4 protein-coding genes are annotated in these 19,072 nt (G+C 56.9%); all 4 read left to right on the forward strand.

The annotated features are described in order from the left end of the window. Positions 1-73 precede the first annotated feature (73 nt). Genes RSSM_RS18255 through RSSM_RS18270 form a run of 4 tightly spaced genes read left to right on the forward strand, consistent with a single transcriptional unit; the run spans position 74 to position 18,946 of the window. Positions 74-10,114 (forward strand): type I polyketide synthase, encoded by a 10,041-nt coding sequence (locus RSSM_RS18255; RefSeq protein ID WP_044302956.1) that lies wholly within the window; start codon positions 74-76, stop codon positions 10,112-10,114. Continuing rightward, positions 10,111-13,446 carry a type I polyketide synthase gene (locus RSSM_RS18260; protein ID WP_008681959.1) on the forward strand — a complete coding sequence of 1,112 codons (3,336 nt, stop codon included), beginning with the start codon at positions 10,111-10,113 and terminating at the stop codon, positions 13,444-13,446. The genes RSSM_RS18255 and RSSM_RS18260 overlap by 4 nt, the downstream gene beginning before the upstream one ends. Continuing rightward, on the forward strand, positions 13,443-16,883 hold the full coding sequence (locus RSSM_RS18265; protein ID WP_144059929.1) for a non-ribosomal peptide synthetase: 3,441 nt from the start codon (positions 13,443-13,445) through the stop codon (positions 16,881-16,883). Before RSSM_RS18260 ends, RSSM_RS18265 begins: the two co-directional genes overlap by 4 nt. After that, the gene (locus tag RSSM_RS18270) at positions 16,880-18,946 is read left to right on the forward strand and encodes a 3-oxoacyl-[acyl-carrier-protein] synthase III C-terminal domain-containing protein (RefSeq protein WP_008681963.1); all 2,067 of its coding nucleotides are present in this window, start codon (positions 16,880-16,882) and stop codon (positions 18,944-18,946) included. The genes RSSM_RS18265 and RSSM_RS18270 overlap by 4 nt, the downstream gene beginning before the upstream one ends. The last annotated feature ends 126 nt before the right edge of the window (positions 18,947-19,072 follow it).

Consider the following 19,072-nt stretch of genomic DNA (forward strand, 5'->3'; position numbering starts at 1 on the left):
TGGCATATCACAAGAAAAACGCTGTCCCCGACCGCTACCGCCGTGTCGGGTTTTCCGCACCTGTAATAGTGTTATGACAAAAGTGTCCCAGCCATCGACCGACACGCCATCGGTCGTCGATCTGCTTTGCGAGTGGGCAGACGTCCAGCCGGACAAGGTGCTGTATCGCTTCTTGAGAGCTGGCAACCACGACGGATCCAACGCGAAAGGATCCAACCGAGAACAATCCCACGACAACAAAACACTGTTCGCTCCGATTTCAGACGCGAGTTGTCTGCCGGAGTCCGAAGGGTACACCTACCGCGGATTAGATCGACAGGCGCGTCGAATCGCCGTTTGGCTCAGCCAACGGGTCCGGCCTGGTGAGTGCGTCGTGCTCGCATTCCCGCCTGGACCGGAATACCTGGCCGCCTATTTCGGATGTCTTTACGCCGGTGTGATCGCGGTACCGGCCTATCCTCCACGACGCAACCAACGCGACGCACGACTGTGCGCGATCATCGCCGACGCGGAAATCAAGGTCGGTTTGACATCCACATCGCTCGCGGCCTCTCTGCAAGCAAACGCAGAATCAGCAGACGCCGACGACCCATGGTCCGTCGTTACCTGGTGTTCGATCGATGCGATGGATCCCAATGCGGCTGACGACTGGGTACGTCCGGATCTCGATCGAGACACCACCGCGTTCCTGCAGTACACCTCCGGTTCCACCGGTTCGCCGAAAGGAGTGATCGTCACGCATGGCAACTTGCTACACAACCAACACCTGATTCAGTCGAGCTTTCTATCGACAGGCGATGACACGGTCGTCGGTTGGTTGCCGCTGCATCATGACATGGGCCTGATCGGCAACTCGCTCAATCCGCTCTACCTCGGCGGCGAGTTGATTTTCATGTCGCCGATCGATTTCCTACAGAAACCGTCTCGATGGCTGCACGCCATTACGCAGTTTGGTGGTGCCGTCGCAGGTGGGCCAAACTTTGCCTATCGGTTGTGTGTTGACGAGATCACCGACGAAGAGTTGGTTGGTGTGGATTTGTCGACATGGCGAGTCGCATTCAACGGCGCCGAACCGATCGACTCTCGTGTGCTCCATCGATTCGCCGAGCGTTTCGCGGACTATGGATTCGAACACAAACTGTTTTGTCCGTGTTACGGCATGGCAGAGACAACGCTGTTGGTCAGTAGCAGCGTGCGCGGACAACCGGTCAGAGAACTTCCTCCTCGTGACGCGACTGAAGACAGCGACCAATCACGATCCAACTGGATCGGTTGCGGCGTTCCCGACGAAAGTATGGATGTTCGCATCGTCGACCCCGAAACCAGAACCGAAATGCCGGCGGGCGAGATCGGAGAAATCTGGGTCGCGGGCCCATCGGTGGCAGCAGGTTATTGGAAGAACCCGGAGAAGACTCGCGAGACATTTCAGGCAACGATCGCCGGCCAGTCGAAGCAATACTTGCGAACGGGCGACCTCGGGTTAATTGACGCCGATACCTTTCCCGGCGAATTGTTTGTCACCGGGCGATGTAAAGATCTGATCATCGTTCACGGGGCCAACCATTATCCGCAAGATATCGAACGAACGGCCGAATCGGCTCATCCGGCAAACGCGATCGGAGGAGGCGCCACCTTCTCGGTGACCGCCGATGACGGTGAAAACGTGGTGATCACTCAAGAGATCCGGCGTTCGCAAAGACGCAGCGCCGACTTGGATGAGGTAATTGACGCGATCCGCGCCGCCGTCACGCAAGAACATCAAATCGTTCCATCGTCCATCGTACTGGTTCGCCCCGGTGGGATTCCAAAGACAACCAGCGGCAAGGTGCAGCGGTCCGAAGCCCGACGGCGATTCGAAAACGATGAGTTCCGAATCCTGCACCGATGGGACCGTCCGACCGCGAGCAAAACGTCCGACTCGCCTCGATCGACGCAGGCGGATTCGCCTCAACTGTCAACGATTACCGCGTGGCTAATTGAAAAGATCGCCGCTCGTGTGAAGCTCCCGATCGAAAGCATTGATGTCGACGAACCCGTTGCTCGATACGGGCTCGATAGTGTCGGTGCGGTTCGTCTCGCCGGTGAGCTTTCCGAATGGCTGGATCGAGACATTCCCGCGACGCTCGCATATGAGTATCCGACCATCACGGGTTTGGCCAATCACCTCTCCGGTGTGGACTCATCGCCTGCTCTTCAAAAGGCACATGAAAAGACAACTCAATCCAGTCATCGTCACAATGAACACCATGCCGGATCGAGTGGACCGGTCGCCATCGTCGGAATCGGATGTCGCTTTCCCTCGGCGTCCAACCCGCATGAATTTTGGAACGTGTTGCGAGATGGGATCGATGCGACCGGCGAGTGCCCGCACCGTTCCGACTGGCCCAGCGCGGGCAACCTGGACCCTTCCGTTCCCACGCGTGGCGGATATTTGGCAGACGTCGCGGGCTTTGACGCCGGTTTCTTCGGCATCAGTCCGCGCGAGGCCGATGCAATCGACCCTCAACATCGACTACTGCTTGAACTGACCCAGGAAGCCTTTGAGGACGCGGGCATTCCGATTGCCAACTTATCGACGCGAGACCAAACCGAAGATCACAACCAACGCGTTGGAGTTTTCGTTGGCATCGGAAACAACGATTACTCCCGGTTCCACTCCAACGACAACGATCGAGTGACCGCGTATACCGCGACAGGCAACTCGATGGCCATGGCGGCCAACCGTGTTTCGTACACATTCGACTTTCGTGGACCGAGCCTGACGATCGACACGGCATGCTCATCGTCACTGGTCGCAACCCACCAAGCCTTTCGAGCCCTCGGCTCAGGCGACTGCGACTATGCAATCGCGGCCGGCGTCAATCTCATTCTCTCGACCGACGCAACCGAGTCGTTCACCAAAGCGGGCATGCTCTCGCCGTCAGGTATTTGCCGAACCTTTGACGAAGCCGCCGACGGGTTCGTCCGAGGAGAAGGCGGTGGAGCGGTATTGCTGCGACCCCTCAGCGATGCGTTGGCCGACGGCAACCGAATCTACGCCGTCATCCAAGGTTCCGCAGTCAATCAAGACGGACGCAGCAACGGTTTGACCGCGCCGAGCCGTGCCGCGCAGGCTGAACTGATCCGCGAAGCACTTCGCGACGCGGGTGTTCCCGGCGAGGCGATTGACTATGTCGAAGCACACGGCACGGGAACGTCTCTGGGCGATCCGATCGAGGTGCGAGCGATCAGAGAATCGTTAATCGAGACTCCCGAATACTCAGCAAAGCCTGATGCGTCTCTCAAGATCGGGTCCGTCAAAGCGAACATCGGCCATCTCGAAGCGGCCGCGGGCATCGCGGGGCTGATCAAAGTCGCGTTGTCCGTCCAAAATCAGATGCTGCCGCAACAAGTCAACTTCGAAACACCCACTCCACACATCGACTGGAGCGGCGGACTGCAGGTCGTCGCCGAATCGACCCCGTGGCCACGTCACGAGGAGCGACCACGCCGAGCCGGTGTCAGCTCGTTCGGCTTTGGCGGAACCAACGCACACGTCGTCTTGGAAGAACCGCCGGAGGCACCAACGACTGCACCGGAGGAAAATGTCTTTGCCCCAGGCGTGCTGGTTTGCTCGGCAAAATCACCGGAGACCCTGTCCCGAGTGGTGGACTCCGTTCATGCGATCAGTGACGCAACCGATCACGCCTCGCAGGCGTACACACTGGCGACCGGCAGAAGCCACTACCGACACCGTGCCGCTTGGGTTGGAGATGCATCGAGTGCCCCGCCCGGTAATGCGTCCAAATGGATCCAGGGAGTAAGCCAACGCGATGCGTCGGTCGACTGGTACTTTAGTGGCCAGGGTGGTTGCCACGCCGGTGCAGGTCACCAACTGTACCAAAGCAATCCGACCTTCCGGCAAGAATTCGATACTGTTGCCGAGGCCTTTTCTGCCCAAACAGGACACGATCTGAAACAACGTTTGTGGAGCACCAAAGATCAGTGGCTCGAGGTTTGGATACAACCGGCGTTGTACTGTTTGCAAGTCGCTACGGCCCGTTTTTGGATGGCACTGGGCGTCCAGCCGAACCGGCTCGTGGGGCACAGCCTCGGCGAATTCGCGGCTGCTTGCATGGCGGGTGTCTTCACGTTTGAAGACGGCCTCACGCTCGTGACGCGGCGTGCCGAACTCACCGGGCGGATCGAACAACGCGGTGGGATGCTCGCGGTGTTTTCCGATGAAAAGAGTCTTCGTCAAACACTCGCCAATTTCAACGGACGATGCGAGATCGCAGCCGTCAACGGACCGAAACAAACCGTTGTCGCCTCGCTCCCTGAAACCCTCACAGAGCTTGCAGACTTCCTCAAAACGCACGGCATCGTTTCGCGTCCGATGTCGACAACGCACGGCTTTCATAGTTGGCTGATTGAACCGATTCTCGATGAATTCGAACAAACGGCATCCATGACCGCGATGATGCCGCCGACACCGGCATTCGTGTCATCGCAAACGGGCAAACTAGCCGGCGAAGCGGCGGCAACGCCTGAGTATTGGCGATCCAACCTTCGCAACGCGGTTCGATTCGATCTCGTCTTGAACGAAATGTCGGGCGCGACTTCGTCGAACGACGTTCCGACGAAACAAAGCCGATCGCTTGGGATGGAAATCGGGGCAGGAAGTACATTGTCCGCACTGGCCCGTTCAGCCAAAACCGGATTGTCGGTGCTCGCCGGTTTCCCAGCCGACGCCAACGCACCGGTCAAAAAGCCAGGCTCCTACTGGGACACGCTCGCAAATTTATACGTCCATGGTGTCGATTTCGATTGGGCAGCCGCGTTGGGAGGAACCGCGCCGTTGGTTTCGCTGCCCACCTACCCGTTCGATCGAGAACGACATTGGCTTTCCTCTGCGGGAGCGAACTCCGCAACATCGGCAACATTACCATCATCTACACCGGAGACATCTGCCGGCGACCTTGCGTCACGACTTGACCTGGCGAGCGAAGACATTGTCTTTGAAACTCACTTCGGAGCAGACTCTTTCTTGACCGACCATCGGGTCGATGAGTCGGTGCTCTTTCCCGCCGCCGGTTTTGTGCGGTGGGCACTCGCCGCGGGTGAAACGTTGACTCGCGAAAACGAAGACTCCAACGACCGCGGTTCCATTCAATTACGGGATTTGGAGATCCTGCGTCCACTCGTCCTTCACGATGGCCAACCCCAACGATGCCAACTCGTTCTGTCGCCGACGAGCGAAGCCGACTCAACATGGCATGGGCGAATCCTCGGAAGAAAAGCAAAGAACTGGCGTTTGCACGCGACCTTCACGCTGTCGCTGAAAGACAATCCTGCCGAGTCCCCCAATCCGATCGCAAACTTCACGCCGCGTACCGATCTGATCCCGAGTGATGTTGATGAACACTATCAACGTCTCCAAGACGCGGACATGCAATACGGTCCCGCGTTCCGATTGATCCGCAATTTGGGCTCGCTCGGAAACGACGCCGAAGCAATTGTCACGTCTCGCGAAACGATGTCTGGCGATGATACCTACCGCATCGGGAGTCTCGACGCCTGTTTACAAACGGTAGCCGCATGCGGAGTCCGGTGGGGACAGCGTGCATGGGTCCCCGTCGGTATCGATTCCATCGACCTGATCGGCGATTTCTTTGCCGGAGGACCTGATACTCAATTTCGCGTGTCGGCCCGCCTGTTGAATCATCAAGAAGAAACCGCAACGGCCGATCTCGTCATCGCACCGATATCGACATCGACACAGACGGAATCTGTCCAAACCGAGTCGTCGACGGGCATCATCATCAGAGGCCTACAACTCAAAGCGACCGCGCCGATCGACTCGACGGAACTCACCCTGCAAAATCGCTGGGTTGAGTCGATACGCCAAAAAGAAGCCAATTCACTCAACACGGTCGAGATCCCCACGACGATCAACGGGGTAGCCAACGACGGTCTACCGTCAACGATCCTTCGCGAGATCAGCGAATCACTGGAATCGGTCGCGGGAGAATGGACGATCAAAATCCTCTCGCAACTCGGCCTCCGCTGGGACATTGGGGACACCCACTCTCTGAATTCGATCTTGGACGCCGCCAGTATCCACCCTAAGCATTCCCGTCTACTGCAACGGATGTTGAGGATTGCGGAGGAACAAGGTCTACTACAGAGTGGTCTCAACGGAGACACGGAAACCTGGACCGTTGCAACCGCTCCTTCGCTCCCAACCACGCTCGCAAAACACCCCAGTGCAACAAACGAATTCGCGTTGCTCGATCGGTGTGCCGCCGCGACGGCTGACCTCATGCGCAGTGGCGACGACCCTCTACCTTTATTGTTCCCATCGGACGGTGAAGTTTCTGCGGCCGATGTTTATCGCGACTCCGTTGGCGGTATCCGGCTGAATCGACTCGCCGCGGGAGTTGTCGCGGAGATCACGAGCGAACTGCCGCCCGGTCGTGGACTGCGAGTTTTAGAGATTGGTGCCGGCACCGGTGCCACGACTCGAGCGGTTCTGAACGAACTTCCCCATGACCGGTGCGAGTACGTTTACACCGACGTTGCTCCCGGTTTTCTTGCAGCAGCACGACGCAGTTTCGCGGAACATCACTTCCTTGATTATCGCGTACTGGACATCGAACAAGACCCGACGTCGCAGGGCTTTACGGACTCGCTCAACAAGTTTGATATCGTCATCGCAGCGAACGTGCTGCACGCGACCGCCGACCTTGCCACAGCAATGCGACACATCCGGTCGTTGATTCACCCGCAAGGCCACCTCGTGGTTTTGGAAGGCACCGAACCTTCACGTTGGCTCGACCTGACCTTCGGATTGACGCCAGGATGGTGGCGATTTACCGAAACCGATCTTCGTCCCGAATACCCATTGATCTCATCGCAGGGCTGGTCCCGACTGCTCGGGGCCGAGGGATTTGACTCGCCGACATTCTTCGACCCTGCCACCGGGCAGCCAGAATCGCAAACACCCGCCGAACTGGCCACGCCGAGCAAGGTCATTGTTGCTCAGCCCACACCAACCGCGACTCCTTCGCATCATCGACGTTGGCTATTGATCGACAATGACTCAACTGATGTCGCGACCTGCTACGCAAACATACTTCGTGATCGGGGAGACACCTCGGAAGTCGCCACGCTCAGCGAACTTGATCATCCACAGGAAGGAATCTCGAAGTATCTAGACGATCTCCAACCGACCGACATCGTCGTGCTCTCTTGCAACGAATCGCTTTCGTCCGATGACGACATCAGCAGCGATATCCAAAGCCGCTGTAATGCTCGCTGTAGTGACCAAAGTAGTGACCGCTGTGACACCCCCGCAGACTCCCTGGCAAAAGCAAGCGTTCGGATGCTGTCGGTCTTTCAAACATTACTGAGAGCCCAATCGTCTCGCATATCAACTGAACCGAATCTACGCGTGCGATGGGTCACCTGCGGAGCCGTGGCAACGGATTCAATCGCTCCCGGAGCTTTTTGCGAGTCCACCTGCAACGCCAATTCAAAGACGCCGGTTGATATCGTCGGCGGTTCGTTGTGGGGCATGTGGCGGACCCTGACCCTCGAACAACCGCAGTGGTCATGTTCCGGAATCGATCTCGACCGCGCGGCGTCGACTGAGACGAACGCAAATATTCTGTTCGACGAATTCAGCTCGACCGATCCGAGAAATGAAGAGGTCACGGTTCGCGATGGTCGGCGGATGGTTCGGCAGTGGGAACATCACAATCTTTCTGATGATGAGCAATGCCGAATCCTCTGCATCAACGAACGCGGCAGTTTACAAGGCCTCTCCGCCGAATCTCGAAACCGACGCCTTCCCAAAGCAGACGAGGTCGAGGTCGGGATTGTTTCTGCCGGCCTGAATTTCCGTGATGTTCTCAACGTGCTAGGCGCGTATCCCGGTAACCCACCGCTCGGTGCCGAGTGCGCCGGGAAAGTCGTACGAGTCGGCGCGGATGTTGACGATGTAACCGTAGGAGACCGCGTGGTTGTCGTCGCGGCGGAGTCGATCGCCGACTACGTCACAGTACCCGCTTCATCGGTTTGTCATTTGCCGGAATCAATTTCATTCGACGACGCGTCGACTCTTCCGGTCGCCTTCTTAACCGCCTCAACAGCAATCGAAGATATCGCCAATTTGAAAGCGGGCGAATCCGTTTTGATTCATTCAGCGGCAGGCGGTGTCGGCATCGCCTCTGTCCAAATCGCCCAACACCTCGGGGCACAGGTGTTCGCAACAGCCAGCCTCGACAAACATGATTTTCTCAAACAAATGGGTGTCACTCACGTATTTGATTCGAGACAAACGGGTTATGCAGCGGCGATCTCGAAAGCGACTGATGGACGTGGAGTCGATGTGATTGTCAATTCGCTCGGCGAAGCATTCATCGACGAAAACCTGCGAACCGCCGATGACACCTGCCGCTACGTCGACATCGCGTTGGCGAACTCCGGGATCAACGATCGCATCAAAGCACAGAAGCCTCGCATTGAATACACACCGTTGGACCTGTCTAAGCGTTTGGCAGATAGCCCCGACGGTATCCAAGGTCGGCTCGATCGCTTAATTCAAAAAGTTCGAAAGAACGTTTACCGCCCCTTGCCTCTGCGTGCTTTCGAGTTTGACGAAGTAGCCGATGCGATGGCATGGCTTCAAAGCGGTACAAATATTGGGAAGGCGGTGATCCACTGCGGTTCGAAACGGCAACCCGCATCTCTCCCCGAATCCACAACACGAAAATCAGTCGACGGACTGCAGATCATTACCGGTGGTCTTGGCGGATTGGGCCTCCTGACCGCAGAGCATTTGATCGACAGCGGAGCGACCAAGATTGCCTTGCTCACCCGACGCGCCGCGACGAACGACGAGAACGCGGTGCTGAACCAATGGCGTTCACGCGGCGTGAGTATCCAGGTCGAGAATGTGCAACTGAGCCAGATCGCTAATGTTGACCAGACGTTATCACGTCTTCGCGATAACTTGGGGCCAATCACAGGTGTCTATCATCTCGCCGGCGTGCTCGACGATGCCACCATGGAGCAACAATCGCCTGCGAAAATGCATCGCGTTCTCGATGCGAAGGTCTCCGGTGCATGGAACCTTCATGAGGCGACTCAACACGATGCGATCGATGACTTCGTGCTCTTCTCGTCCTTCTCGGCTTGGCTGGGATCGCCCGGACAAGCTAACCATGCAGTCGCCAACGCGTTTTTGGATTCTTTGGCAATGCTCCGCAGAGAACTCGGGCAACCGGCAATCTCAATCGGGTGGGGACCGTGGGGGCGAATCGGGGCAGCGGCGAAACGCGATCGTCTCGGCAAAGGCGACCTCGCTGGAATCGGCATGTTGATGCCTGACGAGGGAATTCACGTTCTCGAGCACCTATTGAGAGCGTCCGCACAGGAAAGTTCGCCGGGTTCAAAAACTCCCGCTTCGGTCGCGGTTGCTCGGCTGCATTTGGATCGGTTGCCCGATCACCTTCAGTCTCACCGTTTGTTTGAAGGCCTGCTTCGCGATCGCAACAGTTCCGACAATGCGGCAACGAAACCTGACTGGGTGGAGCAATTGGGTGAACTTACCGCAGACGAACGCCTAAAAATGGTCACCCAACACATTCGCGAGTCGATCGCCACCGCACTCGCTTTGGGCAGTGCCGATGCGGTTCCGCTCGATCAACCATTATTCGATCTGGGGATGGACTCGCTGACTTCGTTGGAACTGGTCAACGCTCTGCAAGCAACGCTCGGCGTACGCATTAGCACGATCGATCTATTCAACTTCCCCGACGTGCAGGCGCTCGCCGGACGGATGCTCGAACTGTTGTCTCTTACCGATGCAGAATCGTCATATACAGAAGAGCGGGACGTCAAACAGCCAACGGTAGAAAAGCACGCCCGCGAGAACGTGAATTCCGATCGTGAACTAGAATCAGGGGTGAGTCTGTCGAATTTACAGGCAAACGCGCCTGTCGCATCGGAACGCGTATCCGACACCGAGGACACCTCGGGGAGCGAAATGCCGGTTGCTGAGGTAACGGATCTACTTCGTGAAATTGGCGATTTGTCCGAACAATTCGAACAGTGGGGAGCTGACCAATGATTCAACTACCGAACTCCGACGACGCATCCGATCAAGATCCTGCACGTCCTGGTCGCGGTACGCGAAATTCCGCTGTCAACGAAAACGTGCCCGCCGACGGCAGCCTGAACATGGCGAGCGTTCTCGAGGCTCTTCGAAAAACGAAAGCGGGTATGCAGCGATTGGGCGATCGTTTGAGCGAACCGCTCGCAATCGTCGGAATCGGTTGCCGGTTTCCCGGCGCCACGTCACCCGATGATTTCTGGGAACTGCTGCATCAAGGCCGTGCCGTCGATACTCACGCCGGTGACCGATGGACGAACGAACTGAAGTCGGATCGTGAAAAGCAACCGGGCCGCATTACAGCTAATCGAGTCGGCTGGCTCGACCAGATCGATCAATTTGATGCTGCGTTTTTTGGAATCTCGGGCCGGGAAGCCGCCTCTCTCGATCCACAACAACGTTTGCTGCTAGAAGTCGCGTGGGAAACATTTGAAAACGCGGGCATCGCACCTCAATCCTGTCGCGGACGACGCGTCGGTGCGTTCGTCGGCATGTGCAGCAACGACTATCTGTATCGTTTGACTCGCCGCGACTCGGAATCCATTGATACGTACATGAGCACCGGAAACGCTCATGGTGCAGCGGCGGGCCGATTGAGCTACGTGATGGATTGGCGCGGTCCGAGCGTGGCGGTCGACACCGCATGCTCGTCATCACTGACGGCGGTCCATTTGGCTGCACGCAGTTTGCGATACGGTGACTGCGACATGGCCATCGCGATGGGCGTCAACGTGATTTTGGCTCCCGAACTGAGCATCAGTTTGAGCCAAGCCGGCATGCTATCGCCGACCGGGCGTTGCCATGCGTTCTCGTCCGACGCCGATGGTTTCGTTCGCGGTGAAGGATGCGGAGCAGTTCTGCTGAAACGACTCAGCGACGCGATCAAAGATCAGGATCCGATTCTCTGCGTCGTTCGAGGCAGTGCGACCAACCAAGACGGCCGGAGCGTGGGTCTGACCGCGCCCAACGGCAACGCGCAGCAAGCCGTCATTCGCGCCGCGATCGCTGACGCTCGCCTGACCGCAGAACAGATCGACTACCTGGAAACCCACGGCACCGGCACACCACTCGGTGATCCGATCGAAGTGGACGCCCTTCGCCAGGTTTTCGGACCGAGCCGCGAACCATCGCGCCCCTTGCAAATCGGATCGGTTAAAACCAACGTCGGACACCTCGAAGGCGCCGCCGGAATCGCGGGAATGATCAAGGTCATTCTTTCACTCAAAAACAATTACCTGCCCCCGCATTTGCACTGCGACGAACTCAGCAAAGCCATCGATTGGCAATGGCCGGTCGAAGTAATACGTCAAAAGCGTTCGTGGGAATCCGCAAAACCAAGAATCGCCGGCGTCAGTTCGTTCGGCTTCGGCGGCAGCAACGCACACGTGATCCTGTCTGACGCACCGTCGGTTCACCCACTATCGCCCGCCGCCTCGACCGAAGGAACGGTGATCGCACGTCCTGTCGCGTCGGGCGTCCAACTCGAGAATTCGCCGGCGCCGAATCTCACTCCCCAACCGTCGCTGTTCGTTTTGTCTGCGAAAAGCCCGAAGGCGTTGCGTCAGTATGCCGAACGATTCGCCGCCTCGCTTTCGGCGATCTCCCTGCCGCTCGTCGACGTTTGTTTTTCCGCCGCAACGACCCGCGATGTTTTCGAACACCGAATCGGAATTGTCGCCGGAACGACTCAAGAACTCGTCGCCGAGCTACAACGTTATGCCGACGGCAATCCCTCATCCCAAACCATCACCGAGGTTTCAACATCGGAAAATCGATTGCTCGGCGATGATCGAGTCTGCGAGCTCCGCAGCGTCGCGATGGCTTTCCTGCGTGGTGAAACGATCTCATGGAAAGAGCACTTCCCACCAACCGCCAAACGCGTCCCTCTGCCAACCTATCCGTTCCAACGCAGCCGACGGTGGATCGACGACACACCGGTCTGCCTACCCATGTCGGCTCTTTCGAGCAAATCTGTTGCTCCGGTTGATCGATTGGCAACGACGTTGCTTTCGACGACTCATGATGCGCCGGCTAGAAACGTTTCGACCGGTCACGCCTTGCTGCAACGAAAGCTGAACTTGGCGGGCAAAGAAACGATCTTCGAGACGAACTTAGAACAGTTCACCTACCTCCACGATCATGTCGTCCGGGGCATGAAACTGTTTCCCGCCGCCGGGCTGTTGGAACTGGCTTTGGAAGCAGGTCGAGCCGTTTCGCCGGACCTGACTTCCATCGATTCGTTCAAAATCCTTCGGCCGCTTCCACTGCGAGGTAGCGATCCGACATGCGTGCAGGTGATCGTTTCACCCGGCGAGCAAACTCGAGAGCTAACGATCGCGGCGTTGGACACACTTTCCGAAAATGGACAGTGGCACACCATCGCCCAATGCCGGGTTGCGAACATGTCTCCCCAAAGTGACACACCATGTCCTAGCGAGATCCCGTCGCACGCTCCAACGGAAGACGAGACTCTTGCTTTGAACACACAGTGCGGCACCGAAACATCTGCCCACGATCACTACAAGGCGATGCATGATGCCGGTCTGAACTATGGCCCCGCGTTTCGAGGACTTCAGTCACGTCGAAACACTGTTGTCGATGGACAAACCGCATCGACTGGCCGGACCAAACTGCCATCCGGATTGGATTCGGATGGATATCAGTTGCATCCTGCATTGCTCGACGCGTGTTTCCAAGTCGCCGCAGGGGTCATTCCTTCCTCCACGAACGCTTGGATCCCGGTCGGCGTCGACCACGTTGCGGCTCATCAATCCGCTAACGCGGACCAGACGCTGCAAGTCACGTCGACGCTCCGCCGTTCCTCCAACGCGTCAACCGAAGATGATTCGCTATCGATCGACTTAACGATCACCGATGCCGATGGTTCTCCGGTCATGACCGTCACCGGACTGACACTGACGCCCATCACGATCGTCGCACCTGCGACAACCACGGCAGATGAATCGGCGTCGGACACCGATTCTGCGAATCAGCAACAAAAGTCACCGGAAGAAATTCGTCAAGATTTGCACGAACGGATTGCGGAAATCATGGGGCTCGAAATTGACGAAGTCCCTCTCGCCCAATCGCTCGATGCACTCGGCTTGGACAGCCTCATGGCGTTCGAACTTCGTGACGAAATGCAACAAGAATTTGGCATCGAAGTACCTCTGGATTTATTTTTCGAAGACAGCACCTTGGATACATTCTTAAATCAAGTGATCGAACAGATTGCAACTGCCGAGCCTCCTGTCGCAAGCGAAGACGGATGGGTGGAGGGCGCCTTATGAATGCCCCTGACATGACTGCCGAGAAGCTCTACCAACAACTACTTGACCGCCGAGTCGAACTTTGGTGTCAAGGAAAGATGCTTCGTTTCCGTGCACCCGACAACGCACTCGATCAGGAAACGATGACGTTACTGCGTCGTTTTAAGAAAGACCTGATCAAGATCATTCAAAGCGAAACGGCTCCGCAGGCTGACGAGAGTCGGTTCGAACCGACGACCGTGGGCCAACAGGCGCTGTACTTCCTACATCTTTCGGCGCCATACAGTCCTGCCTACAACGTCGCCTCGGCCTGCCGGATCTGCTCCCCGGTCGATCCTGCATCGATCAAAACATCCATCGATTTGCTGGTCGAGCGACATGAGTCGTTGCGTACGACGATGGAAATGAAGTCCGGAAAACTGCTTCGAAAGATCCATCAGAACTCAACCGCCGATTTTGCATCGATCGAGATGCTCGGCGCCTCCGAAGAAGAAATATCCTCACGCGTGAAGGCCGAGTACGAACGTCCGTTCGATCTCGAAGCCGGACCACTCTTGAGGGTACGATTGATTCGCCGCTCCGACGACGAACAGATCCTTCTGATTGTGCTGCATCACATTGTCTTTGATGCCTGGTCACTTTGGATCTTCCAAGACGAGTTATTCCAGTTGCTCTCACAGGTAACCGGCGGTGAGATCGCGAAACTCCAGTCGCCTCCGGCAACGTTCTCTGATTTCGTCAACGAACAAAGAAGCTGGGTGGAAAGCACCGAGGGCGAGAAAGACTGGCTCTACTGGGAAGATGAACTCGGTGGACCGCTACCGACTCTCGATCTCGCGAGCGATTTTCGACGTCCCGCGAGAGCGGAATTTCGTGGCGCGACGCTGAATTTCCAGATTCCAGAAGAACTCTCGTCGGGTCTACGCGAACTCGCCAAGACACTCCGCCTGACCCCCTTTGCGTTGACGCTGTCGATCTTCAAAACGCTGTTGCATCGCATCGCGAACCAAAACGATGTCATCGTGGGCACAACCACGTCGGGACGTTCACGCAGCGAGTTCAATCATGTGATTGGCTATTTCGTCAACTCGCTCGCGATCCGTTCGGAATCGAGCGATGATCCGACATTCGCCGATTTCGCCACCGGAGTGAAATCAAAAGTCCTCGGTGCGATCAAACACCAAGGTTATCCGTTCGCGTCGATCGTGGATCGTATCGGTCGGAAAAGAAATGGCAGTGGCAACCCGATCTTCAACGTCATGTTCGGCCTGCAGAAGCCCCGCTTCTGCGAAGCGGCAACCTTGCTGGGAGACCAATCCGCGGAGGTCGAATTGGCCGGACTGCGCGTTCGCCCGTACAACATGCGGCAACAGGAAGGTCAGTGCGACCTGACGATGGAATTGTTCGAAACCGAGCAGCTTTTCGTTGGCACACTGAAATACGACACCGACCTGTACTCCGAACGAACGGCAAGACGCATCGCCGACCAGTTCGTGCATCTCTGCGGTGAAGTGGTCAGGGATCCTTCGAAACGATTGTCACAGTACGATCTGGTTTCAAAATCCGAACGAGACGAGATTTTGGCGTTGTCCTCATCCGCCGCGCTCGAAACGTGGGATGGCACACTCGTTCATCAATGGGTGGCACGACAGGCTCAATCGCGCGCAGACGCGGTCGCCTGGGTGTGTGACGCTGAACAACAGACCTATGCCCAACTCGATCGTGCCAGCGACGTGATCGCGCATGAACTCTGTGAACGTGGCGTCACGAAGGGATCATTGGTTGCCTGCTGTTTTGCTCGGTGCTTTGAAACCGCCTCCGTTGTTTTGGGCATCATGAAAGCCGGTGCGGTTTACGTTCCGCTGGATTGCGAAAGTCCCATCACCCGCAACGAGAACATTCTTCGTTCGTGCGGGGCGGATACCTTGATCACCGACAACTCAGACTTGATCTCCGTCGTTGAATCGAGCGACGTTTGCTGTATCCCAATGCCCCACGTTGTTGATCTGGTTTCCTCCGCCGACGAACAACGTCACGAGATTGACGTCGCGGCGTCGCCATCGGACACCGTCTACATCCTCCATACCTCCGGTTCCACCGGCAGTGCCAAAGGTGTCTGCGTTTCCCACGCCGCGTTGGCCCAGCACATCGTATCGATCAGTTCGGTCTACAAATTGACCGAAGACGACAGGGTCCTGCAGTTCAGCAACCTGACGTTCGATCCTTCGCTCGAACAAATGTTTTCGGCATGGCATGCCGGTGCGATGGTTGTTGCGAGAGGGAACGCCCTTTGGTCGCCCGAAACTCTCTGGGAAAACGTCAGTCAACATGGTTTGACCGTAATCAACCTACCGCCCGCCTACTTCCAGCATTGCGGCGGGTTGATCGACCAGGATCATGACCTCAGTTCGCTACGATTGATGATCCTCGGTGGTGACGTTTTCCCGAGCGAATCAGTTTCCGCGTGGCGGTCTCGCGGCGTGCGTATTCTCAACGCTTATGGCCCCACCGAAGCCGTCGTCACCGCAACCACCTACGAAGTTTCGCCGGGGCAACACGCTCGGTCCGCTACGCCAATCGGCCGCCCACGGCCAGGCAGCAGAGCGTATGTTCTCGACGATGAAGGTCGACTGTGTCCGCTCGGCGCGGTCGGACGCCTTTTCCTCGCCGGCCCCATGCTCGCCGACGGTTACTGGCGAGACAGCCAACTCACCGAGAACGCGTTCTGCCGCGATCCATTCGTCGATGCGGAATCACCATCCTTAATGTACGACACCGGTGACCGGGCTCGCTGGAACCCTGACGGTCAACTCGAATTCCTCGGACGGATCGATCAACAGATCAAGGTCGATGGCATTCGTGCCGATACCTCGGAAGTTGAATCAGCGATCAACGCTATGCCGGAAGTCATGCGATGCTGCGTACGTCTGAATACCGACGAAGGAACGTCACAATCCGAGTTAGTCGCCTGGATTCAACCGACCGACAATACTCTGCGTGAAGATAACGCGTCTCAAATAGGTGAGTATCAAAACAAGACCCTCGCTCATCTGCGGACGGTTCTTCCGCGATACATGGTTCCTCGACGTATCGTTGTGATGGAATCGCTGCCTCTGACCGCATCGGGGAAGATTGCTCATCGGATGCTGCCACGTCCTGCCAAGTCCGAACGTCGGACGACGTGCGAATACGTTGAACCACAAAACGAATGGCAAACAACCTTGGCGTCGATTTGGGAAGAAGAGCTCGGTGTGCCCAAGGTAGGGATCAACGACAACTTTTTTGATCTCGGCGGTGCATCGCTGACGAGTCTGCGGATCATCACTCGCGCCAACGATGCCGGATTGACGCGGAACAATGGGCCGATGAAACCGGAAGTGTTATTCGAATACCAAACGATTTCTGAGCTGTACGAACATCTCGGTGCTCCCGAATTGACTCCCTGTGGCCAATCATGAACATCAACCATTCCATTCTCGAAAGCGTCGGCACGTACCTGCCACCACAGGTCGTCACCACGCGTGAAATTCTTGATGGTTGCGTACGCCCTGTTCGCGTGCCTCTGGAACGTCTGACCGGAATTCGATCGCGTCACTTCGCAGCCGACGATGAGTACGCGATTGACCTGGCGTCCAACGCGATCCAGGATTGCTTGAAACACTCGACGATCCATGCCGATCAGTTCGACCTATTGATCAGCGCCAACATATCGCGTTGGGACGGTCCATCGCGTGTCGGTTACGAACCATCCACCGCGATCGCGCTAAAACGTTTGATGGGTTTTGACAATGCGATCGCGTTCGACATTTCCAACGCGTGTGCGAGCATGTGGACGGCGGTCTATGTTGCCGATGCGTTCATTCAATCCGGAGCCGTTCGCAGTGCGATGGTGGTCAGCGGTGAATACATCTCGCACCTGACACGTACCGCGCAGCTCGAGATGGACGGTTATCTCGATCCTCAACTCGCCTCGCTCACACTCGGTGATGCGGGCGTTGCGGTTGCCATGAGCGCGTCACCGCGGCGAGGCGAAGGCTTTACCGAGTTCGACATGTACACGCTCGGCCACTACAGCCGGTTGTGCATCGCAAAACCGAGCGATCAACCACACGGCGGTGCGGTCATGCACACCGATGCGGTTCAGGTAACCGCGGCAATCGTTCCGCACGCCGCCGCTCACGCCGTTCATGTCCTCAAAGAAAGCGGACATCACGTCAATGATATCCAACACATCATCCCGCACCAAACGTCGCGACTGACGATCCGTGGTGCGATTGAGGAAATCGCGAAACAGTTTCAAACTGATTGCACCGATCAAATGATCGACAACTTGGAACTGCGAGGGAACACCGCCAGCACGACACACTTCCTAGCGTTCCGTGACAACATCGACAACGGAAGAATTCGAACCGGCGACAGAGTCCTCTTTGCGATCTCGGGTTCTGGGCAAACCAGTGGCACGGCGGTCTACCATTGCAACGATCTGCCTGACCGAATCCGACGGGCTAACGATAACAACAACGGCAGTTCCACCAACGGGCACGCCAACCACCTCTTGATCGACTCGCCAACGCAAGACTCCATGAGCGTTGCGATGTCGACGCCGTTCCGGTTCGAATCGGTTGCAATGGCGACACCTGTCGATGGCGAACGTGCCGACACGTTGACGTTGCTACATCAGGCTGCTGAAACGAGCATCAAAGAAGCGAACATCGATCGCTCCACCATCGAGCTGTTGATCTCAACCGGCATCTATCGGACGGAATACCTCACCGAACCCGCCCTCGCGGCGTTGCTGGCCGGCGACCTCAAACTCAACGCCGATCAGGCGGCAACGGACCCTGTAAAGTCGTTCGCGTTCGATCTGCTCAACGGTTCCATCGGCTTCTTAAACGCGTGTCACCTGATCTGTGAGATGGGACGTGCCGGGCGTATCGAACGAGCGATGGTGGTTGCCTCCGAGATCGAAAACAATGCTGACGTTCCCGACAAACCAACCATCGGCATCACCGAGATGGCATCCGCCGCCATCCTGAGTGAATCTGAAGATGGTGAAACTGGTTTTCACGCGTTTCGGTTCGATCACTACCCTGAATTCCAAGACGAATACAAGGTCTTCGCCAACATCGAGAACAAGATTGGCAAGCCGTTCTTGGAACACACCATCGCTGAAGGATGGAAGAAGAGTCTCCTGCCGTGCATCCGACAAAGCGTGGAACGGTTCCTCGACGAGAATTCTCTGACGAATGAGGACATCGATTGGTGGTTGCCTCCGCAAACCAGCGATGATTTCTTGCAAGGTTTTGCGAACGAATTGGAACTCGCCTTCGATCGCATGATCGTTGCGACCCAACGAGGTCCCGATGCATTCACGTCCTCGACCCCGTTGGCGATGCTTGCCGCCGGCGTGTCCGATCAAAACGGCAATCCTGACGACACTCGCCCCTCGGCAGGCGACCAAGGGTTGATCATCAACATTGGTTCAGGCTTACAGGTTGGTTGTGCCTTGTATCGTTTTTGAGATATTCCGGGACCGTCTTTCACTTGCAAACATCCACCTGCAAACAGGGTCCCCCATCGAGCCCGTCATGGATTGCTGTACGATGAAGGGCGCATTTGCCCACCCGCGTGTCCATCAGGATGAATC

The sequence above is a fragment of the Aporhodopirellula sallentina SM41 genome (assembly GCF_000346505.1).
Classification (GTDB): Bacteria; Planctomycetota; Planctomycetia; order Pirellulales; family Pirellulaceae; genus Rhodopirellula; species Rhodopirellula sallentina.

What these genes read in the sequence shown, in the direction of transcription:
- RSSM_RS18255 (WP_044302956.1), top strand. Translation starts at nt 74, where the DNA reads ATGACAAAAGTGTCCCAGCCATCGACCGACACGCCATCGGTCGTCGAT.
- RSSM_RS18260 (WP_008681959.1), top strand. Translation starts at nt 10,111, where the DNA reads ATGATTCAACTACCGAACTCCGACGACGCATCCGATCAAGATCCTGCA.
- RSSM_RS18265 (WP_144059929.1), top strand. Translation starts at nt 13,443, where the DNA reads ATGAATGCCCCTGACATGACTGCCGAGAAGCTCTACCAACAACTACTT.
- RSSM_RS18270 (WP_008681963.1), top strand. Translation starts at nt 16,880, where the DNA reads ATGAACATCAACCATTCCATTCTCGAAAGCGTCGGCACGTACCTGCCA.